The 26440-nt window shown below is 43.7% G+C and carries 22 protein-coding genes; 12 read left to right on the plus strand and 10 right to left on the minus strand.

Features of this window, described 5'->3' with window-relative positions; all coding sequences use genetic code 11:
- Window positions 1-45: 45 nt before the first annotated feature.
- The 6 genes from R7040_RS16270 (at window position 46) to R7040_RS16295 (ending at window position 5441) form a co-directional block, all read left to right on the plus strand.
- Window positions 46-651, plus strand: coding sequence for a hypothetical protein (locus R7040_RS16270; protein ID WP_318081244.1), 606 nt, complete (start codon window positions 46-48; stop codon window positions 649-651).
- A 97-nt stretch (window positions 652-748) separates the two neighbouring features.
- Window positions 749-1102: a DUF1428 domain-containing protein gene (locus R7040_RS16275; protein ID WP_017821465.1), complete on the plus strand. Its 354-nt coding sequence runs from the start codon at window positions 749-751 to the stop codon at window positions 1100-1102.
- Window positions 1103-1231: 129 nt separating this feature from the next.
- Window positions 1232-1858, plus strand: a complete 627-nt coding sequence (locus R7040_RS16280) for a LysE family translocator (RefSeq protein ID WP_167415255.1) — start codon at window positions 1232-1234, stop codon at window positions 1856-1858.
- A 327-nt stretch (window positions 1859-2185) separates the two neighbouring features.
- Window positions 2186-2812: a LysE family translocator gene (locus R7040_RS16285; protein ID WP_167415254.1), complete on the plus strand. Its 627-nt coding sequence runs from the start codon at window positions 2186-2188 to the stop codon at window positions 2810-2812.
- 169 nt (window positions 2813-2981) lie between these two features.
- Window positions 2982-3446 carry a DUF2846 domain-containing protein gene (locus R7040_RS16290; RefSeq protein ID WP_005377099.1) on the plus strand — a complete coding sequence of 155 codons (465 nt, stop codon included), beginning with the start codon at window positions 2982-2984 and terminating at the stop codon, window positions 3444-3446.
- Window positions 3447-3782: 336 nt separating this feature from the next.
- Window positions 3783-5441 carry an autotransporter assembly complex protein TamA gene (locus R7040_RS16295; RefSeq protein ID WP_411978183.1) on the plus strand — a complete coding sequence of 553 codons (1659 nt, stop codon included), beginning with the start codon at window positions 3783-3785 and terminating at the stop codon, window positions 5439-5441.
- Between the two features lie 58 nt (window positions 5442-5499).
- Here R7040_RS16295 and R7040_RS16300 read toward each other — a convergent pair whose 3' ends face one another.
- From R7040_RS16300 to R7040_RS16325, 6 genes are all read right to left on the minus strand, one after another.
- Window positions 5500-6951: a phospholipase D family protein gene (locus R7040_RS16300; RefSeq protein WP_318081243.1), complete on the minus strand. Its 1452-nt coding sequence runs from the start codon at window positions 6949-6951 to the stop codon at window positions 5500-5502.
- 101 nt (window positions 6952-7052) lie between these two features.
- Window positions 7053-9092, minus strand: a complete 2040-nt coding sequence (locus R7040_RS16305) for a carboxylesterase family protein (RefSeq protein ID WP_318081242.1) — start codon at window positions 9090-9092, stop codon at window positions 7053-7055.
- Window positions 9093-9302: 210 nt separating this feature from the next.
- Window positions 9303-10958: a hypothetical protein gene (locus R7040_RS16310; protein ID WP_005377103.1), complete on the minus strand. Its 1656-nt coding sequence runs from the start codon at window positions 10956-10958 to the stop codon at window positions 9303-9305.
- A gap of 301 nt (window positions 10959-11259) precedes the next feature.
- The gene (locus R7040_RS16315; RefSeq protein ID WP_005377104.1) at window positions 11260-12615 is read right to left on the minus strand and encodes an FUSC family protein; all 1356 of its coding nucleotides are present in this window, start codon (window positions 12613-12615) and stop codon (window positions 11260-11262) included.
- A 13-nt stretch (window positions 12616-12628) separates the two neighbouring features.
- Window positions 12629-13492 (minus strand): HlyD family secretion protein, encoded by an 864-nt coding sequence (locus R7040_RS16320; RefSeq protein WP_171346027.1) that lies wholly within the window; start codon window positions 13490-13492, stop codon window positions 12629-12631.
- Between the two features lie 10 nt (window positions 13493-13502).
- Complete coding sequence (locus R7040_RS16325; RefSeq protein ID WP_005377106.1) at window positions 13503-13715, minus strand: DUF1656 domain-containing protein; 213 nt, start codon at window positions 13713-13715, stop codon at window positions 13503-13505.
- A gap of 427 nt (window positions 13716-14142) precedes the next feature.
- Here R7040_RS16325 and aspT point away from each other — a divergent pair, with 427 nt between their 5' ends.
- The 6 genes from aspT to R7040_RS16355 all read left to right on the plus strand — a co-directional run bounded on the left by aspT (window position 14143) and on the right by R7040_RS16355 (window position 21409).
- The gene (gene aspT / locus R7040_RS16330) at window positions 14143-15858 is read left to right on the plus strand and encodes an aspartate-alanine antiporter (protein WP_005377107.1); all 1716 of its coding nucleotides are present in this window, start codon (window positions 14143-14145) and stop codon (window positions 15856-15858) included.
- A gap of 95 nt (window positions 15859-15953) precedes the next feature.
- Window positions 15954-17549, plus strand: coding sequence for a bifunctional aspartate transaminase/aspartate 4-decarboxylase (locus R7040_RS16335; RefSeq protein ID WP_318081241.1), 1596 nt, complete (start codon window positions 15954-15956; stop codon window positions 17547-17549).
- Between the two features lie 125 nt (window positions 17550-17674).
- Window positions 17675-18532 carry a pyridoxal kinase PdxY gene (pdxY, locus tag R7040_RS16340; RefSeq protein ID WP_033906186.1) on the plus strand — a complete coding sequence of 286 codons (858 nt, stop codon included), beginning with the start codon at window positions 17675-17677 and terminating at the stop codon, window positions 18530-18532.
- Between the two features lie 210 nt (window positions 18533-18742).
- Window positions 18743-19912, plus strand: coding sequence for a patatin-like phospholipase family protein (locus R7040_RS16345; RefSeq protein WP_318081239.1), 1170 nt, complete (start codon window positions 18743-18745; stop codon window positions 19910-19912).
- Between the two features lie 17 nt (window positions 19913-19929).
- Window positions 19930-20358, plus strand: coding sequence for a hypothetical protein (locus tag R7040_RS16350; protein WP_318096910.1), 429 nt, complete (start codon window positions 19930-19932; stop codon window positions 20356-20358).
- A 142-nt stretch (window positions 20359-20500) separates the two neighbouring features.
- Window positions 20501-21409: a LysR family transcriptional regulator gene (locus R7040_RS16355; RefSeq protein ID WP_318081237.1), complete on the plus strand. Its 909-nt coding sequence runs from the start codon at window positions 20501-20503 to the stop codon at window positions 21407-21409.
- Between the two features lie 286 nt (window positions 21410-21695).
- Here R7040_RS16355 and R7040_RS16360 read toward each other — a convergent pair whose 3' ends face one another.
- Genes R7040_RS16360 through R7040_RS16375 form a run of 4 tightly spaced genes read right to left on the minus strand, consistent with a single transcriptional unit; the run spans window position 21696 to window position 26432 of the window.
- The gene (locus tag R7040_RS16360) at window positions 21696-22847 is read right to left on the minus strand and encodes an ABC transporter permease (protein ID WP_318081236.1); all 1152 of its coding nucleotides are present in this window, start codon (window positions 22845-22847) and stop codon (window positions 21696-21698) included.
- Window positions 22844-24010 (minus strand): ABC transporter permease, encoded by a 1167-nt coding sequence (locus R7040_RS16365; protein WP_258460806.1) that lies wholly within the window; start codon window positions 24008-24010, stop codon window positions 22844-22846. Before R7040_RS16365 ends, R7040_RS16360 begins: the two co-directional genes overlap by 4 nt.
- Before the next feature lie 22 nt (window positions 24011-24032).
- The gene (locus tag R7040_RS16370; RefSeq protein ID WP_318081235.1) at window positions 24033-25013 is read right to left on the minus strand and encodes an HlyD family secretion protein; all 981 of its coding nucleotides are present in this window, start codon (window positions 25011-25013) and stop codon (window positions 24033-24035) included.
- A 3-nt stretch (window positions 25014-25016) separates the two neighbouring features.
- The gene (locus R7040_RS16375) at window positions 25017-26432 is read right to left on the minus strand and encodes a TolC family protein (protein ID WP_005387166.1); all 1416 of its coding nucleotides are present in this window, start codon (window positions 26430-26432) and stop codon (window positions 25017-25019) included.
- Window positions 26433-26440 lie beyond the last annotated feature (8 nt).

Below are 26440 nucleotides of genomic sequence, written 5' to 3' on the forward strand. Positions count from 1 at the left end.
TTTGACGGACAATATGAAAGACAACCTTAATCAAGGAATAGGGTTATGCAGATTTTAATTGTTGGAGGTAGTAAGGTGCTAGGAAGGTTCTTGGCTACGAACTTACAGGGTACAGATATTTATGCGGTTTCTAGATCAAAGCTAGTTGAGGAGGGAGTCGCTTCTGTTTGTATTGACGTTGATCCCGGTAAAAAGCCAGATTATACGTGCTTCAAAGGTGTAGAGTTTGACATCATCGTTTATTTGGCGTCGATGTGGGGAGAGTCTTCAGAATTGACAACAAGCGAACTGATTGAGTTTATGAATGTTGGCCCGATTGGGTATCTTAATTTAGTCAATGAGATTAACGCTTTAGGTTCACTTAACGATAAATGCAATATTGTATCTATTGGCTCTACAGCAGAGCTTTCAGAAAGTAGTGAATACCCTGCATTCGCCCTCAGTAAAAGATTACTCAAAGATATTTCTAGCCAGCTGCAAAACGTTTATCGTGATTACCGCTTTACTCATTTTACAATAGGTGGGATCGGGCATGCTGAAGAGGAACGTATTGAGTATTCGAGTGTTTTGGAGATTATAAATATGCTAACTAAGCTTGATCCAAACACATACCTTTCAAATATGTATATAAAGTCCAAGCTAGGAATGTAGCTCTCAAGCTGTATTACGTACCTGCTCCTATGGTTTGGCATCATGTGCATTCTTTTTATTGAGCTATGGTTATAACTCCAATGAAAGGAGTTTACTTATGTCATACATTGATGGTTTTGTCGCTGCAGTACCGACAGCGAATAAAGAAAAGTATATCGCACACGCAAAAATAGCAGCAGAAATGTTCAGGGAGTTTGGGGCCTTAAAGGTTGTTGAGACGTGGGGGAGTGAAGTACCAGATGGTGAGATCACATCATTTCCCATGGCAGTTAACGCTGAAAGCAACGAAACCGTTGTGTTTTCGTGGGTAGTCTGGCCTTCAAAAGAAGTTCGGGACTCAGGGTGGCAGCGGATCATGGGTGATCCTCGAATGAGTCCAGATAATAACCCAATGCCCTTTGATGGAAAGCGTCTCATTTATGGCGGATTTGATGTTATTTTGGAGCAGTAAAATACCAAAGAATCTCAACTCGATTCGTGACACTTGGTGTTTTAATCAGTATTACGCTTCTGATGTACGTTCAATAGACTATTCTGCGATAAGTGTTGATAAAACTCCATTTGGAGGCTTAGAGTAAAAATGGAAGAGATAAATTATTCACTGATTGTCGTATCAGCTATCGCTGCCATCGCTAGCCCCGGACCTGCAACTCTTGCGATAGCAGGCACGTCAATGAACCACGGTCGGCGCTTTGGTGGGTATTTGGCTGCAGGTGTTTTAACGGGGTCTTTATTTTGGTCAACCTCAGCCGCTTTTGGTCTCGCAACCATACTCTATAGCAATGTTTGGCTTTTTGAAATTCTTAGATATTGTGGGGCATTTTATCTTTTATATTTGGCTTTAAAGTCTGTACATTCTGCCTGCAACATCGAGCAGCTAAAGTTACCCAAAACATACGTAACGACAGAGAAGGGTAACTACTTAACCGGAGTGTTAATTCACTTAACTAACCCAAAGGCTATTCTGTTTTTTGGTGCGCTTTATTCGATAGGGGTTCCTCCTACGGCCAGTCCGTTGGAATTGTTGTCGGTCATTTTTGTTGTGGGGCTGGTTAGTGCTTTGGTTTTCTTTGGCTATGCTTTTCTTTTCGCGCATAAAAAGGTCAGACAAACCTATCTCAGATCCAAAGCAGTTTTTGAAGGCGTGTTCGCGTTATTTTTTGGTGTAGCAAGTATTAAGTTGCTGCTTAGTGAGGCAGGAAAATGAAGCACAAAAGGCTTGAAGAAATAAGAATAGATAATCTATCTGATTTGACGGTCTATTAAGTATACTAAGTAGCCGATTTGTTAACTTCCATAAGAGCTGCTGGCTAGAAAAAGCTTACAACCAAATGATGCTAAATATTATCATTCAAAGGGCTAACAAAGGCCCATAATTTAATTCGTATCACTGTTCATGATTGTGCTCTTCGCGCAGTGCTGTAGTATTAGTAACGTGTTGTTAATACGAAATATAACCAATTGAAACTTGGACGTTGCATTACTTGTAGTTCGATGAAATGTTATCCCGCAAGACGTTAATTTGGAGAAAAGAATGGATTCAAACTCACTATTATTATTTGTTGTCGCTTGTCTCGCTATCAACATGATTCCTGGACCTGATGTAATTTATATTGTTTCCAATACAATGAAAGGTAAATTATCTGCTGGGCTGAAAGCGGCTCTGGGGCTTGGTGTTGGTTACTTTTTTCATACACTAGCGGCATGTTTAGGTTTGTCAGCAATAATTCTGAGTTCATCTTTGGCTTTTAGCGTTGTTAAATGGTTAGGGGCCGCTTACCTAGTTTATTTAGGTGTTCAGTCATTACTGTCCATGTGGCGTGGAGAAAATAAAATCGTTGAAAACAAAAATGTTGATAATAATAAAAATGTGTTTGTTCAGGGGGTTATCGTCAGCGTCTTGAATCCAAAAGTAGCGCTATTCTTTCTCTCGTTTCTGCCTCAATTTATTGATACGTCTGCAAGCTCAACATCAATGCAATTATTAGTACTTGGCTTGCTGTTCAGCGTACTTGCGACGACATGTAACGTTTTGTACGCCTCTGTGGGTAATTGGGTATTTAGTCGTCCACACTCTCAGCGTTATGCAAGAACTCTTGAAGGTGTTTCAGGTATTCTACTTATCAGTCTAGCGAGTAAAGTGGCATTTAGTGATCGTTAGATACGGGGTATTTTATTCTCGTGATTATTATATGGCTAATGTTTGCTCAATCCATACGTTAAATGAGTGCTATTGCATAGGTTGAATCACAAATTTCAAAAATACCAATAAGTGAACGTATTTATTTATAGTATGGTTGGCGCGATTTTATCGTAGCTAGGTTAATAACATGAAAAATAAAGTAATTCTGTGTTCCGCATTCCTTTTGGGTTTGTCAGGTTGTGCTTCTGTTCCTACTGTTGATTCGACAGTATCAAATCAAATGAAATCATTTGAAGCACCTCAAAAGGGGAACGCAGGGATTTACATTTACCGAGAAGATGCTTTTGTCGGAGCAGCGCTTAAAAAGTATGTTTACGTCGATGGGGAATGTATTGGTGAAACCGCTCCTGGTGTATTCTTCTACCATGAGGTCGAAGGCAATAAAGAACATCAAGTAAGTACAGAGTCTGAGTTTTCTGAAAATCACTTAACTATCTTAACGGAAGAGGGCCGTAACTATTTCGTTAATCAATACATTAAAATGGGTGTATTTGTTGGTGGTGCGGGCGTGGAACTCGTAGACGAAAGCAAAGGTAAAGCAGAAGTACTAAAAGTAGACATGGCAGAAAAAGGAAACTGTTCTTCGATCTAGTTTTACTAACAGACCGCTTTTTAGATTAAAAAACACATTATCAATGTAACCCAACGCTTGATGAGATCCATACAGCGTTGGGTTTTGTATTTTTGACAAACAGTATACCTATTTCAGACCGCATGATTTGCCACCTCCTAGCTTGAGCCAATTTATCGTTCAAAGTATCTACTTGTGAAACGTGAATTTTCGAGAGGATTTCGTAGGGAGCAATCCTACAAACGCGATTAACTGATATGCCATTCCATCATTAACCTTGTCGAGTGTATTGCTAAACTAGGTAGCGGTGTGTCTCCTCTCATTAAACAAATAATAGGTATATCAGTTTTAGCTTCTATGCCTTTACATCATGCACTCGGAGCGCAATTTAAAATCAAAGGGCTAACACCAATATTAGAGAAAAATCTTGAAAGTCACCTTACACCACTAACGAAACTCTCTGTTTCAAACATTACCTCAAATCGACTAACGCAGATGGTTAATAATGCGTTAAACCCTTATGGCTACTATCATTCCGAGCTCAATGTTCAGAGATCAGAGAATGATCTCATCACGCTTGAGGTTGACGCAGGGGAGGTGATGTTAGTCAAAAAATCTAACCTTGCTGTGTCGGGGGAGGCCAGTAACGACCAGGATTTCATCGAACTAATTAATCAAGCTCAACTTAAACAAGGGCAGCCGTTGCTTCATTCTGAGTACGATACGCTAAAGCGAAACTTGATTTCATTGGCTCAGCAAAAAGGTTACTTGGATGGACGTTTTATCGAATCGTCTTTGGAAGTCATTCCTAGTGTGAATCAAGCCCATGTGAATCTGCATTTCTCTAGTGGTTCTCGTTACCAATTTGGAGAGCTGTCTGTCCTTACGTCGGGTATCGAAACGGCACGAATAGAAGCGATGAGAACATTTGAAAGGGGCGACGATTTTGACACTGTGAAATTGAGTCAATATCAGGCCGATCTCTCCAGTACTGATTGGTTTCGCAGTGTGATTGTGAAAGCGGATTTCGAGGCGATATCCGATGGCTATAAAGTGCCGATAGAAGTGCTCGCAGAGCCGAATTCACGCAATATTGTGCAAGTCGGTAGTGGGTATTCGACAGACTTGGGATTACGCGCTTCGCTAAACTGGACCAAGCCTTGGTATAACGCAAGTGGGCACAGTTTTGAGGCACAAGCGTACGCTTCCAAACCGGAACAATCGCTATTACTAGGTTACAAAATTCCCACACAAAATGTTCTAACGGATTACTACGGGATTCAGTTTGAATCTAAGCATGTCGACTATCGAGATACATCGAGTTTTTCTAATGATTTATCGTTTGAAAAGCACTGGCAGTTAGACAGTGATTGGCAAAGCACCATGCACGTTCGTTATTTGCAAGAAAGTTATCAACAAGCGTCGGAGAATAACGAATCACAGTTGTTATTACCGGGGGTGACATTTTCACTGCTTGATCGTAAGAACGATCAATTAGAAGTAAAGCACCGTCACGTCTACTCATTGGAATACTCAGACCCTAATTTTTTCTCCGATTCTCGTTTGCTGCGTGTTGAGGGCAATAGTGTTCTGTCATGGGATATTAGTGAAAAACACAAGTTTCACTTTCGTTATAATGTCGGTATTAATGTCGCTGACACTTTGAGCGATATTCCATCCTCGTTACGCTTCTTTGCGGGAGGTGATGGCAATCTTCGTGGTTATGGTTATGAGTCTATCTCTCCTAGAGATGAGAATGGCGATTTAACGGGTGCCCGTTACATGTTTACTGCTGGGCTGGAATATCAATATCAGGTCTACCGCCAATTGTGGCTTGGGGCATTTTATGATGTTGGTGATGCCTTCAACGATAAGGTGGATTGGAAAAGTGGTACAGGTTTGAGTTTGATATGGAATTCAAAATACGTGCCCGTCAAAGTGGACTTTGCTTATGGTTTAGATGCTCCGCAAGGAGACCAATTCCGCGTTCACTTTTCGCTCGGAACGCAGTTTTAGCGGGGATTAAAAAGGCTCTCATCCTTGCAGATAGAGAGCCTTTTTAAGTCTTGATTGTTTAGAGTTCGAACTCACCATTCAGTTTCTTGAATATCCAGTTAGGTGTCTTATGCCATCCACCATAGTTTGGATTCTTAGTATGGATCTCATTCATTGATTGCCACTGAGTTTGGCCTTGTCTATCTCGAGATACTCGCCAAAACAGTTCATCTTGTTGTCGAGTTAAGTAGTGCATGACATGTTCTGCAAAAGCTTCGCTTTGGACCAACACACCAAATTCCACATTGAGGAAGTCCGATCTTGGGTCGAAGTTTGATGAGCCGATATAAGTCAGCCGATCATCGAGTATCACCGTCTTGTTGTGATAATAAGTATCCGCATGGAAGTAATGGTCATCATTTTTCGCTTGGTTTTTGTACTCAAGTATATGAACGCCCTTATTCAACAAGGTTTGGCGGTGCTCCTCGTAATAAGCCGGAATAAAGCCAGAGTCATTAGAAGCAGACGAGTTCGTCATTAACGTGATGTCCGCTTTTTGCTCCATCAAGGTATCAATAAAGGCAAATTCACCATCACTTGGTACCACATAAGGCGTTGATATCACAGCGTTGGATGCAGAGGTTATTTGTTGCCAAACTTGGTGTTCTGCACGTTTTCTAAAGTAGGGTTTGTTGTTTTCTAACTTGTTTAATGAGTCGAAAACGGGGGTGACTTGTGCGGCGATGAAGTCGGGACTGATCAGGTGTTTAACCTGTTTTTCAACTTCAGCCAGAATGATGCTTTTGTCTTTCTCACCTTTATTAAGCGCTTTAGTAAACGCGGAATAGTTTGGGGTAACGTTAACGATGTTTTCTATTGGCGTGACATGCTCGCTGTCCCAAAGTTGTTGGTAGTTCTGGTCGAACGTTCGAATAATGCTGCCTTTGAACAAGACATCCATATCAAAGAAGTTGGCTTTGCGGCTGTAACCAAAATAGTCGTTGCCAATGTTACGTCCACCTAGAACCATCCATTGGTGGTCGACGTTGAAGTACTTCTCGTGCAGACGATTGTCCAAACGTTGTTGATGAGTAGAGAAGTTGACGGCGCGACTAATCCAGCCTGACTTACGTGAATCAAACGGATTGAATAAACGGATTTGAATGTTGTCGTGAGCACTGAGATCAGCAAGCCATTTCTCGTTAAACACCAATAAATCATCGAGAGTGAGTCGAACTTGCACGCCTCGATCTGCTGCTTGTTTGAGTTCATTGAGTAGCATCAAACCAAGCGTGTCACTCTCCCAAGAAAAGTAAGTCATATCGATGCTTTGCTGAGCATTTCTTACCAGCTCAACGCGACGAGCAAAGGCTTCTGGAGCGGTAGGAATTAAGTAAACTTCGGCTTGATGCTGAGTAGTTTGCCAATTGGCTTCAAAATCCGGTTCAATTTGCGGGTAGGGCTGGGCACAGCCAACCAATAGCATGCTGAAGGTAAAGATCAGCAGAGCGCGAAGGGCGTTAGAAAACATGAGTAAACCTTCCTAATTATGTTCAAGGAATAAGGATGAAAAAAGCCAGCGAACTGGCTTTTAGGTATTTGGTAACGAGTTTTTAGTAGCTGAGGATAAAGTTACATGTGGCTAAGAATCAGCCCGAGTTCCTCGAGACCGTTGAGACGACCTTGGCGCAGTTTTGGATCGATGCCTGAGTGATGAGCATTGTCCCAGTCTTGTGTGGATTGAATGCCGCCATCGTTATCGATCAGCAGTACTCGGTCAGTAGCATTGTTGTATTGGAAGTCCTCAAATAAACGTTCGCTAAACCACATACGAGAGAGCTCGTTCATCATTGCTTTGTCTTTGCTACCTGGACGAACACTTGAACCATCAAGCTTTAATGCTTTATTAAACACAAATGGTAATTCCGATGCATTGCAAGCGCCGACAATACAACTGATGCTTTTGAGTAAATCGCCAACGTCGAGATCGCCATTTTCACCTTTGGTATTGTAAGTCCATACGTTGAATCCAGGTTTGTAGTCAAAGTAGTAGAAGCTTGGCGTTGCCCCTGTTGCTTCTTCAGTTGAAACTTTATGACGGTTTGGACCCGTGAAGAGCAAATCATGCAACGTGGTTTTGAATTGCTGCATGTTTTTGGTCGCACCATTTAGTTCGCTTTCATCGTTGGGGAAGAAGTCAGCCAGAGCAAGTAACTCCGTTGTTGAATCGGAGTTCCCCAAACCGAAGAACAACTTAGTCATCGCCTCATAAGCGGTGCTAGGCAGCAGTTCCAATAAGTCAGAAAGATCGAGTTCAATCGAAGCTGAATCGTTGAGTAATGAACGATATTCGGTGCGTAAACGGTTTAAGTTCGTTTCCGATTCTAGCCACTCCACCATGTATTCGACGATTAAGTTTTCGTCACCACTTTCAATGATTTCTGGCGCTTCTTGGCTCAAGATTTCAATAATAGTTGGGATCAAAAATGTCAGGCTCGGCAGCATGCCTAGAGTATTGCTTTCTGCACTGTTTGAGCCAATTACCGTCGGTACGATCCATTCACTCTCAATCGCTTGTTCAGTAAAGTGATAGCCTGGTACTTCTTTCACTAGAAACGCTGGTGGGCGATGCTCGATGTAAGGCGCAAATGGCATCAACGTAGCTAATGGGCTGTTGTCTCGTGTTGGACTTATAACCGGAATATTCGCAGCGGTCAGTACCCAGTTCTTAAGACGTTGAATAGGATCAAGCATCTCGCTCTGTACCTTCATGACCTCTTCAAGTGGTAGTAGCGTTAGATCTTCAACACTTTGCTCTGGCCTTTGGCTCTTGGCAACATCGTAACTTTTATATTCAAAGCCGTACGCGTTGCTTTGCATGATGGCACGCTGAAAGTGCTCACCTGCGATTGCAGCATCGCCTTTTGATTGCTGTAAAATTCCCACCGACATGGCACCCGCACCTTGCCCCATGAGTGTCACGTTTTGCGGATTGCCGCCGAATGCATCTATGTTTTGTTGAACCCATTCAAGCGCGTGTTTTTGATCGCCTAGGCCAAAGTTACCGCCCTCAGGGTTGTCCAAACCATCGACCCAAACACTGCCCAGCAAGCCCAAACGATAGTTAAAAGTAACAGCAATAAACGGGTTACCATCGTCAGCACCTTGTGCAACCACCATATCACCATGAATCAGCGGTTCTGAGCCCGCGCCGTATTCAAAGTCTCCACCGTGAATAAAGACATAAACTGGCAAATCTGCGTACGCTTCTGTCCCGGCTGGTCGCCAAATGTTTAGATTCAAACAATCTTCTGACTGCGTTTGTGTGGTGGTTTTTAACTGCGGACACGCATCACCGAACTGAGTCGCATCAATATCGCCTTCAAGTGGGGCCACAATGCTGTGTTGAAAGCGGTCTGCTTGCGCAAATTGGATACCTTTGAACGCCTCTACCGCTGCCAGTTTTTCATCCGCATCAAGGGGTGTGATGACAAGGGACTCTTTAGTGGCTTGAATGGTCGCATCACCAATTTCCAAAGAGATTTGCTCTGGCGGTAACGGTTGTAATGGCTCCGGATCGTAAGGAACGCTAGGTTTACTTGAATCATCACCACAAGCCGCTAAGGCAAGAGTGATGGTAATGGCTAAAGTTGAGCGATTGAGTAAAGTCATTGTTATGTCCAAAAAGTCATTTGGTGCGTACACCGAAAATGTTAAACGGCATCTAACAAGCGACGTCCTGACGCTTTGGCATTAATCCGTGAATGGTTGGATGGCTTGTTGAATTGATGGCTCAAATGGTAGGACATCGGCGACAGTTTCAGTAATCGCCTTTGTAGGATGCAGTCCTACCATCGTATAGGGGCGGGCTCTTCCTGAGAGCTAGAAACGGTAACCAAGATTTAAGGTCACTGACTCTCGAGTTTCCCCTTTGTTATAGAGAAAGGTCAGGTTGTAGTTTTTGCCGATTTGCTTATTGAAACCAGTCAAAAACGCCCATTGATTAAGATCTACACCAATGTCGTAATCGAATTCGATATCACCGCTTTTTACATGCCCGTCCATTCGAGCGTCCAGTCCTTGATATTCTGCTCCGACAAAGAACTGCGTGCGATAATCGACAAGTTGATAACCCAACATCGGCTGTACAGTAACAATACCATCGCCCCAATCATCTAAGCCCTTTAAGCGAGTTTGCGAATAGGTACCAGTGACAGAAGCAAAGAATTCTTTATAGCCAACCGAAAGGGTTGTACCTATACCACGAAGGTCATATTCCAAATGCAGCGGCACGTCTAGGCGTCCGCGACTACAAAGTGCAGATAAACCATCGCAAAACTTATCACCTAATCCTGGCAGTTTATCGTTCAGCTTATCTTTTATGTACTGGCCACCTTCACCCGTGTAGGCGGCATCAACATTGGCATCGACATTAACTTTTCCGATGTAACCAAATACATTCCAAAATGGCAGGATGTTTACATCGCCACGAAGCGTCATGCTCTCAGCACTCACGATGCCGACACTGTCTTCGGGATCAAACAGTTCATTAAGGCCGATGCCTTCAATCGTGAAATCATTAAATGGAATATTCATATCTTGATTTCGATACGCTAGCGATACACCAAACGGCAGAGGCAAATCGATACCTTGACGACGAACCATATCACCCATTAAAGGAAAAACGCGGTCTAGCTTAACACTGGCTTCTTGCATGCGTGGATCAGAGACCTCATTCAAGCGTTTTTCGTCTAGTACTTGCACGCCAAGCTTATCTTCATAAATCGCTACCGGTTTTACGCTGCTCATCATTTCGAGGGGGTTATTTTTCTTTGAACCAACTATCTTGGTGTTTTTACTGGCAATCGCAATTTTGCCTGATGTTAACTTCTGGAAGAGGATCTCTTGATCGTAAGAATCCACTTGGTAGTTGTGATGTGTGAACGGTTTATCGTTGGTAATGACCATACGTTTCGGTTCACCATTAACCAACTCAATATCAACGCTTAAAAAGCGGAAGTAGGCGATATCTTGAGGAAGACCGTATTTTGAGTAATTAAAACTGATGATCACATTACCGTTTTGATCCTCTTTGGCTCTTACTGATGACGGATCAAAACTCTCTGCGTAGTTTCGAAGGCGGTATTCTGTTCGTGTGAAAGCTTCGATCTCATCAAGTACTTTTTCATTTTCATCGAGTTGTTCAGGGTTGTACTTGATACGCAGATCAATGTTGCCTTTGTTATCGGTGTTCTTAACCAAGTAGACGGACGAATCGCGAACGCTATCACCGATTTTAACACTTCGGTGGGCATGCTCTACCAAATGCTCGCCTTGAACTAGAGAGCTGATGGCCAGTTTTGGTAAATCATGACTGATACCGTATTTGTCGAACAGCGCTCGGCCTTGCTCGATTACTTCGTTGTAGGTCGTCGTCTCTTCAGCGGCGAAGCCAAAAGTGGGGGTAGTAAGCATTAGTGCGCTCGCGAGCACAGTAAGAGAAGACGTCTTGCCGGCGCGTAATTCAAAAAAACTCATGACAGTTTCCACTCTGAATAGTCTCAAACCTTCGAGACTCAGACAGTTAATGTGTCACTGAACTTCTTGTTCAGTTAGATAGATATGTTTGCTGTGATTGACGTTGTGAATGCATGGTTTTCGATTGCATTTCGTGAATCAATGAGAGGATTTTATGAGGTGAAGAGAAATCCCGTTAATCGCTTTTGATGGATACTATCCTCGCTTTATGGGTGAGGCAGGAATAGGGTAGTGAACAAAGCAAAAAGCCCCGCAGAGCAAAAGCAATGCGGGGCTTTAGTTTCAAGAACGGAGGTGACGCTTAGACCGTAACGCGAACACGAAACAGATCAGTAAACAACTTGGCAATCATCAAAATGATCATAATGTTTACCAGCATCAGCAAGGGCGTTTCAATTCGATATGCTGGGGTTAAATTGAGCGCTCCTGATGTCAAGACAACCAATAAGTTAATACCTAGAATTCTGTGTACCATCAGCTTTGGTGTGGAAAATATCTTCCAAATTACGATGATGTTGATGAAGTAGAATAGCCCAAGCTGCCAAAGCTCGGTCATCATTGGCATTAGGAAAATGTATTGCAATAGAATCACCGTGCCAGTGCCTATCACACCAAAAAATGCATCTTTAATAATGCTTGGTGGCATAGTAGGAACGATTGAAGAGAACACGCCAGCTAGCATCGGAAAAATGAAACCTCCGGGTACGGGCAGATAAATCCAGATCAACAAAGAAGTGACGAACATGGATACACCTTGCAATACCTTTCTGCCGTCTTCATTCAAATGCTGGATAAACGTTCGATGCTCGTGATGCCAAACTGTGTTTTTCTCTCTTTGCATGACACAAGCAACGTGACCAATGAGCGAAGTACTTGGATTTCTAATATCAAAGCTTTGAAGTTGCTGCGTTAGCGTTGGCCAATCGATCTCACGACTTTGCGATTTATCTGCTTGTTCTAGCAATCGGTCTTGGATTTGTGCCATCTCATTTAAACGCGCACGCCATAGCTGACGATGTTCTTTCAAGTGGTAGCTGCCAGTAAGTGGTAAGCCGACCAGTTGGAACAACTTTTCTATGTTGGCGCTGTTGGTCTCAAGAGCTTCAATATCTATATCATTGGGCGATTTCATAGCGTTAAGCATCGCCTCTCTGCTGGTCTCAAAACGTTGAATGAAGTTTTGTTCTGTACTGACTGGCCAGACTAATCGGTACACAACAGAAAACGTGATCACACCAAGAATCGTCTCTTGCATGCGAAGAACAGCGAAGTGGAACGTTGCTTGACTATCAAATCCTCCCATACATGCGATGATGGAGCACACAGCAAAACCGATAGAGAACACATAACCATACTTTTCGTCGCTCGACATAAAAATGCACGCACCTAAAAACAAGGTGAAGAAGGTGAGAAACAAAAAGCGATCTTGAGAAAACGTCGTGATGAGGAAAAAGGCATAACCGATGCCAAGGAGGGTTCCTAATAAGCGATTATGACCTTTGTTTATTGAGTGAGCGAAGCTTTCATTTAATGCCATTACCGCGACTGCGATCGCTGCCCAATACGGTTTCTCCCATTGAAACCATAAGGCAAGGCAGATCGCGATAACGATAGACAGCGCAGCTTTGATTGCTTCTTTGGTTGAGGCATTAAACATACATTCCACCGCATTATTGTTTGATGATTTTGATAGAGGCCGTCATACCAACACGTAGTTGAAAATCTTTCGGTAAGTGATCTAATTTAACTTTAATTGGAATGCGTTGAGCTAAGCGTATCCACTGAAAGTTAGGGTTCACATTGGGCAAAAGATCGTTACCAGTACTACCATCTTGCTTCGCAATGCCGTAGCCAATGCTTTTGATTTTGCCTTCCAGCACAGCTTCATTGTGCATCATTAAGGTCACGTAGGCTTTATCTTGTGGATCAACGCCAACTAAATCCGTTTCTTTGAAATATCCTTCGATCCAAAAGCTGTCTTCATCAATCAAAGCCACGACTGGGGAGTTAGCGACGACTTGAGAGCCGACGCGTAAGTTCAAATTAGTGATATAACCATTCGTTGGCGCATAAACTTTTGTGTAATCAAGGTTTAGCTTGGCTTCTTCAACATTGGTTTTCGCGAGTTCTACGTTGGCAACGGCTGTCTCCACCGCATTGTCTAGGTTATTCAATGTCAGTACAGGTACAGCGCCAGGTGTGCGCTTTTCTAACTTAAGTGCTCGCTGCTCTTCATTTTTGGCCTTTGCTAGTAATGCAATGGCTTGCTTTTGAGCTGCTAGCGCTTTGTGGTACGCCGCTTTATAGATGCTTGGGTCAATCTCAAACAGCAAATCGCCTTGTTTCACTTGCGAATTGTCTTCGACGTAGACTTGGATGATTTGTCCTGTTACGCGGGGGGTTATAGAAACGATGTGCGCGCTAACTTGGCCATCTCTAGTCCAAGGGTTGTCAGAGTATGATTGGTAGTAGCTGAAAATCACGGTGCCAGCGGAACACAGTAATAGCAGTGTGATGAGATAACGTTTTATCACGGAATTTGCCTCAAAATATGGTAATGAATCGACCAATAACGCCAGTAAAAATCACAATTAGGCTTAGCTCAGCGAGCGCAGGAAATGCAACGTATTTGTGGAGTCCCAGTTTTGTTGCAACGGTTCCAACCAAAATGGTGAGCATGTAAGCCAATGCAATAACCAGCAACAAGGGAGGGAAGTAAACTTCGCCCCACACAAGTTCATGTGGCATTGAGTTCATGGTGTTTTTCTCTATTAACATTGATGAATGTAAAGATAAGGCAAGTGATGGCATCAGTGATAATCGCTTTTGTAGGATCTAATCCATCAAGAGAAAGGTGTTATGCGCTATATAGAGGGAATAGCGCAACAAAGTAGCTTTTTGGACAGTGAAAATAAAAATAAATTTATTTTCCAATTTATTTGATGTTCATTTCAGACCACTAAGTTATTAAATTTTCGACAATTATTGTTCAATGTTTGCGTTTGAATATGCGAAGTGATGGTTTCATCCTTCAAATGGGATTACGAGTTGTGAGGTTTTGTTTCTAATATTCGCTTCGAAGCAAACGAGATGCTTTTTAAATTAAATAATCCAACAAATATGAGTGACAGATTATTCGTTAGATTATTTGAGTTTTATATTTATTAGTAAGAGTAAAATTGTCATGGAAATTATTTCTAACCTTTTTGACATGGCACCATTTGTTGCTCTCTTTATTACGCTCTCTCTCGGTTATATGGTAGGTAAAATTACCATTGGTCGATTTGTTCTTGGCGGTGTTGCGGGAACATTATTAATGGGTGTAATTATTGGGCAATTTGGTGTTCATATTGATCCCGGCGTAAAAAGCATTTTCTTTGCGCTCTTTATTTACGCAGTAGGGTATCAAGGTGGTGCGCAGTTCTTTAAAGCATTGAACTTTAGAACCATCAACATTCTACTTTCTGCTGTAGTGATGACGGTTTCTGGCCTGCTTTGTGTACTAGCAGCAGCTTGGATGTTTGATCTAGACAGAGGTACGGCAGCAGGCCTTGCAGCTGGTGGTTTGACTCAATCGGCAATCATCGGTACAGCGGGTGATGCGATCGCACGTCTTGGTGGTGTGACAGAAGAAGCGAAGCACCTAATGCAGACCAACGTCGCAGTAGGCTACGCGGTTACGTACATCTTTGGTTCGCTTGGTCCAATTCTGATGGTGACATGGGTATTCCCAACACTGATGAAGTGGGATATCCGAGCAGAAGCGATTGCGCTAGAAGAGAAAAATTCAAATGGTAAGCGTGATTTAGCGCCGGGTGAGTTCAACGCTATCACAGCGCTGGTTACACGAGCATTTAAAGTGAGCAAAGATGGTGGGCTAGCAGGCAAAACCTTAGCTCAGTTAAACCAACACGCTCTAGCTGCTTGTATTGAATTGATTCAACGTGATGGCAAAGTGCTAGAAGTGGACAAATTCACAGCACTGAAAGAAGGGGATGTCATTGTTGTAACTGGTCGTCGTAATGCGGTACATAAGCTGCAAGATGGTTTGGCTGACAACGAGATTGCACTTCCAGAAGGCTATGAAGTTATTGAAGAAAACCGTCAACTGATCGCAGACAACCGCAAACTGATTGGTAAGTCGCTGCAAGAGATTAAAGAGGCTTCGAACCAAGGCTCTATGCGCGGTATTTATGTGACAGACTATATTCGTGAAGGCAACTCAATTGAAATGACGCCGGATCTTGTGGTGAAGAAAAACGACGTCATCCAGCTTACAGGTACCGCAAAAGATATCAATCGCGTTGAGAAAAACATTGGTCAGCGAATGGGCTCAGCAAACGTGACTGACTTAATCGTGCTTGGTATGGGCATGGTGGTGGGCCTATTAATTGGTCTAATCAGTTTTAAGATTGCTGGTATTCCCGTCACTATCGGTTCTGGTGCAGGTTGTTTGATCTCAGGTTTGATTGTGGGTTGGTTGCGTAGCCGCAATCCGCATGTTGCTCAGTTTCCTGTGGGGGCCGCGAACTTTATTCGAGATTTCGGTTTGGCAGCATTTGTGGGCATTGTTGGCCTTGAGGCTGGGCCTCAAGCGGTCGACACCATCAAAGAACACGGTATGTCTCTGTTGTTCCTTGGCATGGGTGTAACGATTATCCCTCAGATTATTTCGTTCTTCTTCTCATATTTTGTATTGAAGATTAAGAATCCAGTTGAAGCACTTGGTTGTGTTACAGGTGGACGAAGTGCGAACCCAGCATTCGCGGCTTTAATGGAAAAAACAGGTAACGCAACGCCAGTATTCTCATTCACCGTGACTTATGCAGTCGCCAATGTACTGCTCACCCTATGGGGTCCTATTATTGTCGGCATTATTACTTTAAACGCAGGCATGTAATTTAAATAAATTCGAACACTCTTATCGCCTAATTAAATAGGCGGTAGGGGAAGTATTATCCAAATTTCACTAAATAATAAATTCAGGTAAATATTATGACTACGCCAAATACAACAATTGATTTTTCAAAATTTGCAGATTTAAGCCCATTTGAATTAAAAGATAAACTTATTGAAGTGGCACAAACTGTTCCTGACCGCGCGTTATTAGATGCAGGTCGTGGTAATCCTAATTTTCTTGCGACACTACCACGTAAAGCGTTCATTCGTTTGGGTGAGTTCGCAATATTGGAAGCCGAGCGCACTTATTCATACCTAGATGGTGGTTTCGGTGGCATTCCAGATGGTGTGGGCATTGTTGAGCGCTTCGATACGTTTGCAAGCAAGAATAAACAAGACCAAGGCGTACAGTTCTTGGAAAAGTCGCTGAGCTACGCAAAAGACCGTTTGGGTCTAGAGAAACAGGCATTTTTGAATGAGCTGGTTAACGCATACCTTGCATGTAACTACCCAGTGCCACCACGTATGTTGACGAACATCGAAAGGGTTGTGAAGCAGTACATCGCAGAAGAGATGTACGGCCCGATGCCAATGACAACAGACTTCGATCTGTTTGCAACGGAAGGCGGCACAGCGTCTATGACGTACACGTTCCAAACTATGTTCAACAACGGTCTGTTGAAGAAAGGTGACAAGGTCGCGCTAATCACTCCAATCTTTACGCCGTACCTAGAAATTCCAGAACTGAGTGAATACGAACTGGAAATCGTTGAACTACGTTTGGATGAGACAACATGGCAGCTGCCGATGTCTGAAATCGAAAAGCTTGCAGATACAGACATCAAACTGCTTTGTGTCGTGAACCCAGCAAACCCAGCGTCTGTGAAGTTCTCGGATGAGACTCTGGATAACCTATCAAATTTTGTGAACAACGAACGTAGCGACCTGTTCATTGTGACTGACGATGTATACGGCACATTTGCGGACGACTTTGTCTCACTGTTTGCAAAACTGCCATACAACACGCTTTGTGTGTATTCGTTCTCTAAGTACTTCGGTGCAACAGGCTGGCGTTTAGGCTCGATTGCGATTCAACACAACAACGTGTTTGACGATGCAATGCGTAGCCTTCCTGAAGTGCGTCAACTTGAGTTGGACGATCGTTACAAAACGCTGACTCCGGAACCTCGTGAGATCAAGTTTATTGACCGTATCGTTGCCGACAGCCGTAGCGTAGCGCTTAACCACACAGCAGGTTTGTCGCTTCCTCAACAAGTTCAAATGGCGCTGTTCTCATTGAATTGTCTGATGGACTCAGAGAAAAACTACAAAGAAGCATGTAAACGCATCATTCGCGAGCGTTACAAAACTCTGTACAAAAACATGGGTGTAGAAATTGAAGAAAACAAAGATCGTGTGGACTACTACACACTGCTTGAGCTCGACACTCTGGGCGGCAAATTGTACGGACCAGCATTCGTTGAATGGTTCAAAGCGAGCGAGAAGGGCAAAGACTTCCTGTTCCGCCTTGCACATGAAACCGGCGTTATCCTACTTCCAGGCCAAGGCTTCGATGTAGTGCATGCATCAGTTCGAGTTTCGCTAGCAAACCTTACTCACCACGAATACGAGCTTATCGGTCGTGCAACGCGCAAAGTGTTGGATGAGTACTTCGCTGAGTTCCAAGGCTAATTAATCCAGCCTGATTAAGAATAAGCCTCGGCGTTGTCGAGGCTATTCCGACCAAATAAGCACAGTGCGCGATATTGTGTTTATTTAGTCGCCAAGCTAACAAACTTCTCAATTAAGAGTGACTTATGAAAAGCATTATTTCTATTCAATCTCATGTGGTTTATGGCCACGCAGGAAACAGTTCTGCCGTCTTCCCGATGCAGAGAATGGGCCTCGAAGTCTGGCCAATTCACACGGTTCAGTTTTCAAATCACACTCAGTACCAGCAAGGTTGGACTGGACAGAAGTTTGGGGCAGATGAAATTCATTCTCTAATGAGAGGCTTAGATAACATTGAGAAGTTAGGCGAATGTGGCGCGATACTGTCCGGTTATCAAGGCAGCGCAGAGCAATGTCGAGCGGTGGCCGAAGCGGTAAGTTTAGTCAAATCGCGTAACCATAGTGCACTGTATGTGTGTGACCCAGTTATGGGTGATCCAGACAAAGGTTGCATTGTGGCAGACGGTGTCAAAGAAGCGATAAGCCATAGCTTGTTGCCCATCGCTGATGTGATTGTTCCTAACCAGTTTGAACTGAGCGAGTTAACAGGTGTGAAAATTAACTCTCTTTATGATGCGGTCACTGCATGTAAAAAAGCCTTAGAGTTAGGACCGAAAATGGTATTGGTGAAACACCTGCATGCACTAACAGATGACGCCTTCAGTATGATTTTAGCGACGCCGAAAGCAAGCTATTTGGCCCAACGACCTAGTGTTGAATTTGCTATGCAGCCAGTCGGAGTCGGTGATTTAATTTCTGCGATTTTTACCTCTTGTTTGGTGAAGAAGATGTCTCCTGTCGCAGCCTTTCGTCATACACATAACGCCGTTTACGGTGTATTGGAGATCACAAAAGGCTATGGCACATGGGAGCTACAGACGATCAATGCCCAATACGAATTTGTCGAACCGACGCATGAGTTCAACGTCGTGAAAATTGCTTAGCGCAGTACCTAATTAACGGAGAAGCGTAAAGTTAGCATATAGAAACTTGGCATAATTGCTTTGATGGATAGCATCCTACAATCGCGATTATGGGGTTTAGCCGTGCCTAGCTATAGTAACTCCAAACAACGAAACGGACTTCATTTTGACCCAATTAACTTCAAACTGAGTCTCTGGTCATACGCCAGAGAACATTAAATGAGACTGATTATGAATCGTTTAATTTCCTCTGGTGTGACGGTTGCACTTTCGCTGCTGATAGTAGCTTGTAGTTCACCTCATACGCTGGATGTTCGTGTTTCTCAAAGCAACTATAAAGATGTCGAGATCGCGAGTTCGATACCAAATGAGCCACTTCGAATGTGGGCCAATGAAGCGCCGGATTTTCTCTACTCAGCGCACAATCAAACCACACCGATCAAAGTAGAGGGTGAACAGCTCAATATTTTGGCCTTATCGGGTGGTGGCGTAAACGGTGCATACGGGGCCGGCGTTTTGATGGGGCTACAGGAAAAGGGGGAGCTAAAAGATTATGCCATCATTACTGGAGTCAGTGCGGGTGCCCTAATCGCTCCTTTTGTTTTCATTGGCGGTGATGCGATGCCAAAGATGAAAGAAGTCATGCTCAACATCAATGATAAGAATATTTTGGGTAAGAAGAACTTCTTAAATACCCTGTTTAAGGACGCGTTTACCGATGGTGAGAACCTCTATGATTTCATCGCAGACGCTTACCCTGAGCCCATGATCGAGGCGATGGCGCAGCAACACCGCAATGGTAAACGCCTCTTTATTGGCAGTACCCATTTTGATTCAGGCGAACTGGTGATTTGGAATATTGGTGCGATTGCGAACAGTGATTTAGCGGACAAATCTGAACTTATTTACAAGGTGCTTGCTGCGAGCGCATCGATCCCTGGTGTTTTCCCTCCACAATTTATCGATGTTGAACATGATGGAGAAACACTTGAGGAGTTACACGTAGATGGCGGTCTCGCAGCGCAGGTGTTCTTTAATCCGTCTAACTTCAACTATCAACAAATCTCAGATGCTTTGGGGTTAGAAAAAGCGCCTCAGTTGGATGTGATTCGCAATGGTGCGTTAAAAGCGCCGTATCGTCCACTAAAAGACAAAGGTTTGGACTTGGTATCGAAAAGTGTCTCAAGCCTTACGCTAGCGCAAACTCGTGGTGATCTCTATCGAATGAAATACATCAGTGAAATCAACGATATCGAGATGCAGTTTACTTACATCGACCAAGACTTCAGGTACGCCAAAGTAACGAAAGATATGTTCGATCACCGCTACTTGCTGACGATTTACGAATATGGATTCAAAAAAGCCACCCAAGGGCAACTTTGGGTAACTGAACTCCCTTAATACAGGAAAACGATACAATGAAAAAAGCCGTTCTTACACTCATGATACTTACCGCTTCCGCGACTGCATTCGCCCAAAGTGGAGCCCATCTTGACCAGCAAAAAGTGGATAGTGATATGCAGCAACTGTCTGCAATCAAAGAAGAAGGTGCAGCCTTTATCATGATTGACGAGAACTCGAGTTACGTGGCGGTCGAGTTCGTGGGAAAGTGGGAAGAGATCAACAACTATGTGTCACACAAAGAAGCGAAAAAACGTAAATTGGAAAAAGTGAACAAGCAGTTCGTGTACTCTCAGGTCGGTGAAACGTTGGAGTCACTTGAGCAAAAAGTCGTTGACCACATTTACGCTGATCAACCTAAATATTTCAGTGTCGATGTCTACCGCGATTACCATGGTGACTCAGGAGAATTCGACTATTTAGCTCGTGTCGTTGAGTACAACTAAGTTAGAGAAAACCTACTGAAGCTAGTAGGTTTTTTTGTGTCGTCGAGAAGGAATTCAAACGCAGATTGTTTCCGTTACCAAGTAGCAATTCTACGATCTTGTGGTAATTTAATTAGATAACTCTAAAAAGTAAGCACAACCTATGAATTTTAGTTTTGAACAACTTCTCGCGTTCGTAACCGTTTATGAACAGCTTTCGTTTAGTAAGGCGGCGGTCAAACTCAATAAGCACCGAACCACAATAGGGCAGGTGATTACCAATCTTGAAGACCAACTGGCGGTCAACCTGTTTGAGCGAGTGGGGCGCTCGGTAGAACCGACAGAAGATGGTCATCTTCTTTACCACTATGCTAAGCAAACCATCGAACAGGCACGTACTTTCGATAAAGTCGCATTAAGTCTAGCTTACGGTGGGTTAGAGAATGTTAGTATCGCCTATTCAAGCGCTATACCACACCGTTTTCTTGTATTGCTTCGTATTCAATTAGCAGCAGATTTTCCGATGATGCGAGTTAACTTTCTTGTTCGTAATCGCAACGAAATTAAAGAGGGTTTACAGAATGGTGATTATCAATTCGGTATTGTCAATGTGCATGATAGTCGAGCAATACATAGTCTGGATGCGACGTTTTTAGGTCATTTTGAATTTGTTCCTTTCGTCCAGAAAGGTGGTGAACTCGCTTCTATGGCACCAGATCGAGTATTGACAGCCTTGAGGAATAGTAAACAATTTGTACTGCGGTCTCTTATTGAAGAGGGAATGGGCGAAAAAGTCATCGTAAGTTCGAACCATGAAGAGGTCGACCAATTGGCCCTTGTAGTGAAAATGGTTGAAGCAGGTTTAGGATGGGCGATTCTCCCCAGAACGTTTGCCCATTCGGAGTTTTCTAATAATCATATAGAGCCAGTGGAAGCTTCTGAATTATTGGAAGGTTTTAAGTTTGGTTTTGGCCTATGGTGCCAACCCTCTAAGCAAGTCGGTGATGTAAAAAATTCAATCATGAAGGTCGTTACAGAATACCGAGAGAAAATAATCCGTGGTATGACTTAGCGGCGACATGTATCCTGCTCATCCCTATCAACAACAAGACTCAATGTGAGTCTTGTTTTTTTGTGTCTGAAAAACGTTATCTTTCTAGCGAAGACTAATGTCTATTGGAAGGATATGACCCTCTATATGAGAGTATGGAATCCATACTTTTTGGCTTAATCTAATCTCGCTCAATGGGTAAGCCCAGAGCAAAAAGTGTTTTTACCATATGTCCGCTGCAAGGACGCAGATTTTCAGCCGGGTTTAGTTACCCGGCTTTTTTTATAGTAATAGAAAATGTCAGCTGTCACCCCAAGCTCTCTGTTACAACTGGCTTGTTACTTCGCTTAGCAATCCAGTACGCAACGCTACCCCAAAGCACAGTGAGTGCCCAAAGTGCCGTCCAATGTAGAGCGACTTGTTGCCAGGTTGCCCCCATTTGGTTTAGCGCTAAGAAAGCTTTGATCGCCCAAGTGCTTGGGCTTAAATCAGCAATCCATAGTAAGGGAGTAGGTATGGCTTCAATCGGCCAAATAAAACCAGCCAAGAAAATGAGCGGCATAGAGCTCACTAAGACGACTAAGGTGACAAGTTCACGCCGAGGTAATAAGTAACCTAGCCAGAAGCCTAGTCCGCAACAACCTAAAAAGAACGGGAACAACATAGCCAGCAATTCGCCCGCATTGGCGATATGGTTTACGTTTAAGCGTTCGAAGCTAAAACCAAAATAATAGGCGCCGAGTAAATAATAAATTGCCACAAATACTAACGTTCTCACAAGCAGCAGCGATCCCGTTGATACTTGTGACCAATAGCCACGACCATGACGCTGTGTTCCCGTTTGCAATCCAACCGCCATGATCAACGTTTGTTGTAAAATCAGAACAAATACTGCCGGCACTACGTATTCGATGTAACCCATGGTTGGGTTGAACGTCGGTTTCATATTAAGCTTAATAGCAGAGTAATTATGGCTAGCCATACTCATGGGCATACCATCTATCACCATTTTACTGACTTTCACTTGGGCCCCTAATGTGCCTCCCGCTTGGGCCAATCCTTCTACCACGGTTCCGTACACGAGAAAATACGAGGCGTCCGCAGCGTAGGCCAGAGTCGGGCTTTTACCTAGCATTAGGTCTTTGTAAAAGTGTTCTGGTATGACTAAAAAACCGGTGATCTCTCGTTGTAAAAATGCTTGCTTTGCATCGGCAATCGTATGAAGTCGAGTGACTACGTTGACTTGTGGGGTGGCATCAACCATACGTTCCAGCTTTAAACTCGTCTGACTACCATCTAGATTAACAATCGCGATTGGTTGTTCACGAGGCGTTTGTTGTGCATAAGGCAAAGGGTATAAAAACGAGTAAAATACGACACCACCAAACACGGTCAACGTAACGACTGGATTGGTTAGAACGGCCTTAAGTTCCGCTTTAATCAGTTGCCACAATGTCATACCGCCTCCTTCGCTTGGCGTGTTGATGAAGCTGTTCGATGTTTACCCATCAAGGCTGCGGTAATGAGCAGAGGCATAACGTAACCAATCATAGGCCATAGCGAGCTTAAAGATTGCGCGGCCGATGCTCCATAGCTTGCTTGACTCACTTGTACTTCAATGTAATGGGTAATCGGCAATAATGAACGCCATGCATAAGCGAGCGTGTTCATGTCAGAAACTGGGAATGTAATTCCCATGAACGCGAAGCTTGGAGCCGTAAATGCGCCAGCAAAACTCATCGCACGTGCAGGATCCATCGACAAGAAGAAGAACAACGCTCCCATAATGATACAGGCGATAACCGTCGCCAATTGTGCTAATAGCATAACCACAAAACTGCCTTCCATTGGCCAATCAAGCACGGAATAAAACCAGTACAAGAACAACGCACCTTGCGCCATAAAGACCGGAATGTACCGACTTAATAAGGTAGTGAGCCTGGCGTATGGCTTTTCGCCCAAAAATGCAAAGCCATTCTTTCCACCATAAATGCGAAAGTGCGCGGCAAGAATCAAAATAGTGCTTACTACAATACATATTTGCCAAATGGCTGGCACGATAGCCGTTACCAAAAATTGTGCGTAGTTATTGTTACGGTTAAATAATGCGGTTATTTGTGTCGACACGGGTACAGCCTGCCCAGCCGCCGCTAACGTTGTGGTGTTACCCTTAGCCAAGTTGCTCATTACTTCAACCTGAGCATCGAAATAGCCTTGTGCTTGCGTAACGGCAGAGTTGATCAATTTCGCTACCAAAATGTACTGACTGTTGTAAAAGACAGAAAGTTGAGGTTGGCGGTGTTGGAGAATATCTTGGTCGAACTTAGATGGGATGACCGCGTAAGCGTAGATATCGCCTTCAATCATCGCATTTTTTGCTTCGCTTGCACTGGTGTAGTGATAATTAACAGCCAGACTCGACGACGCATCCAAAGATTGAATGAGCTTTCGAGAAAGTTGGGAATGTTGTAGATCAACCACACCGATTGGCAGATCCCGGGCAATGCCCGCAGAGAACACTCCCCAAATCATCATCGCGAGCAAAATCGGTATCCAAGTAAGGCACGAAAGTAACCACTTGTCTCGTCGTAAGATATGCCGCTGTGAAATCTTAATCGTCATAGCATTAACCTAGTGGTTGTGATTAAAGTTCAACGACAACACTCATTCCCATACGCAGTTCAGGTTCGGGTTGAGATGGACGAGCTTCTACTTCAAAGGTACGAAGATCAAAACCTTGAGAGGCATCGGTTGCTCTCCACGTTGCAAAGTCACCCATAACGGCAACATGCGTTACTTTGAACTCAACATTTTTATTTAAGGCAGGCAAATAGGCATCAAAGGTTGCTCCTTTTTTAAAGTGTTGAAGGTAATCTTCACGCACATTCAGTGTCGCCCAGGCATCTTCTGTATCTATTACAGTAACTACTGGGAAGCCCTGAGGTGCTAATTCACCACTTTGAAGCAGAACTTGAGAGACTTCGCCGTCGAACCAGCTGTAGATCTGAGTATCTTTCGCATACGCTTCTACTTCGGCTACGGCACCTGATGCCATGCGCGCTTTTTCCGCCGCAGCCACTTTGGTTTCACTTCTGGCGCCTTCTTTTGCCATTTCGTACATTTGAAACGCGGCACTTTCTGTGTATTTCGCTGCTTGCCACTGCGTTAAAGCTTCATCGCGCTTTTGTTCTGCAACCACGCCATCGTTATAAAGGTTATTCACACGATTGTAGGTTTTTTCCATTAAATTCGCAGCGGCTTTGGCTTTCATCCACTGATCTTTTGCTGCTTGGATTTGTTGCTCACGTGCGCCTTTCTCAGCTTCTTGAGCTAAGGCGTCCGCCGCTTTTTCACCTGCTTTTGCTTGTTCTAACTTCGCTTCAATTTCAGGACTATGAAGGGTAAAAATAAGCTGCCCTTTCTCTACATCGTCGCCTTTACGTACCATGACCTCATCAATACGCCCTGGAACTTTTGAGGAAATGCTGTATTGCTGGGCTTCAATTAATCCCTGTAAGCGGATCGGTTCCGGTTGATAGGCTTGGTAAAATTGATACCCAACCCAAGAGGCAACACCCAAAGCACAAAGTGAGAGTAAAACGGGTTTTAGTGATTTAGCTGCCATGATTTATTTCACCTCTTTGGATGTTGAAGCAGGGATATAAGCGGTATTTTGATATTGTTCGAAGCTGTTCATTTCACTGCTCAATGCGAGTAGCTTGGTTAAAGATATTAAATAGCGGAAACGCGCCGCCGAACGTTGTGTTTCTATACTCGCGACATAAAGTTGTGCATCCACAACATCCAGAGAAGACGACAGACCCTGAGTAAATGCTTTTTCACGCAAGCGCAGGTTTTCGTTAGCGAGTTCAATGCTAGATGCGAGCCCTTGTACTTCATCAATGGCTTGCTGAGCCTCCAAGTATGTCTTTTGGACTAACAGCGATAAGTCTTGTTTGGCTTGGGACTTTAATGAGTCGACCTGCGAGACGACGCTTTGAGCGGCTTTGACTTTTTCGCTTCGCCCTGATGATTCAATCAGTGGAATGCTGACACCAACACCAACTAACCAGTCTGGCTTCATTTGGCTTGCGAGAGAATCGTCTTCATACAAGCTGTAGTCGCCGTAAAGATAAACTTCAGGGTAGTATTTCCCTTTTTCTGCTTTGATTAAGCTAGAGGCTTGTTTGTGTTTAGCGCTCAGAAGTTCTAACCCCGGATAGGTAAGCAACGTTTGATCGACAAAAGCGGTAAGAGGGGGAAGACTGTCGTTGATAAACAAAGATTCAGCGGGCTCTACGGCGTCATCTTGTGCGAGTAATTTACCTAATGCAGCCTGAGCGATACTCAAATCGCTGGCAGCTTTACGTGTTTCTACGGATGCTTTATCTAAAGAAGCCTCGGCTTGCAGGCGCTCAACGTGCGCGATTTGTCCTTGCTCTTCAAGCTTAATGGCAAAATCTCGATGCTTTTTTAGCCCTGCTTCAACCGCTTGCCGCGTTGCGAGTACTTCCTTTGCCAGTACGACAGAAAAGTAGTACTTCGATAAATCTTCAAAACGCGCTTGTTGTTCCATTAAAAGCTGACTTTTCGCCTCATCCGTTTTGCCTTCTGCTGCTGATTGAGCCGCAGAAATTCTACCACCAGTAAAAATTGGCCAAATGGCACGAATAGACGAAGAGAAAATATCGCGCTCGGTTATGGTCGAAGTGGTATTAGCTAAGGCACCAAAAATAGGCTGAAAAGCAGGAGGTACGTTAATGTGTGCTCCTGTGCTGTCTAGAATCTGTTTTCCCGAAAGCGTGATATCGGTATCTAAACGCGTGTAATTCGCGCCAATGGTAACTTGAGGTAAGTTGAGATTGCTGGTGGCACTCTCTTGGTATTGGTAGTTCTCGACGTTTGAGCGTTGAGCTTTAAGAGAATAGTTGTTTTCTAGCAATAGCTGCCATGCGGTATCAAAAGTGATCGGTGCCGCATGACAGGCAAGGGAAATCGAGCTGCTAAGTAAGCCCAGTATCCAAAACTTTCCTGTTTTTTTCATAATGGCTG

The sequence above is a fragment of the Vibrio sp. 1069 genome (assembly GCF_033340555.1).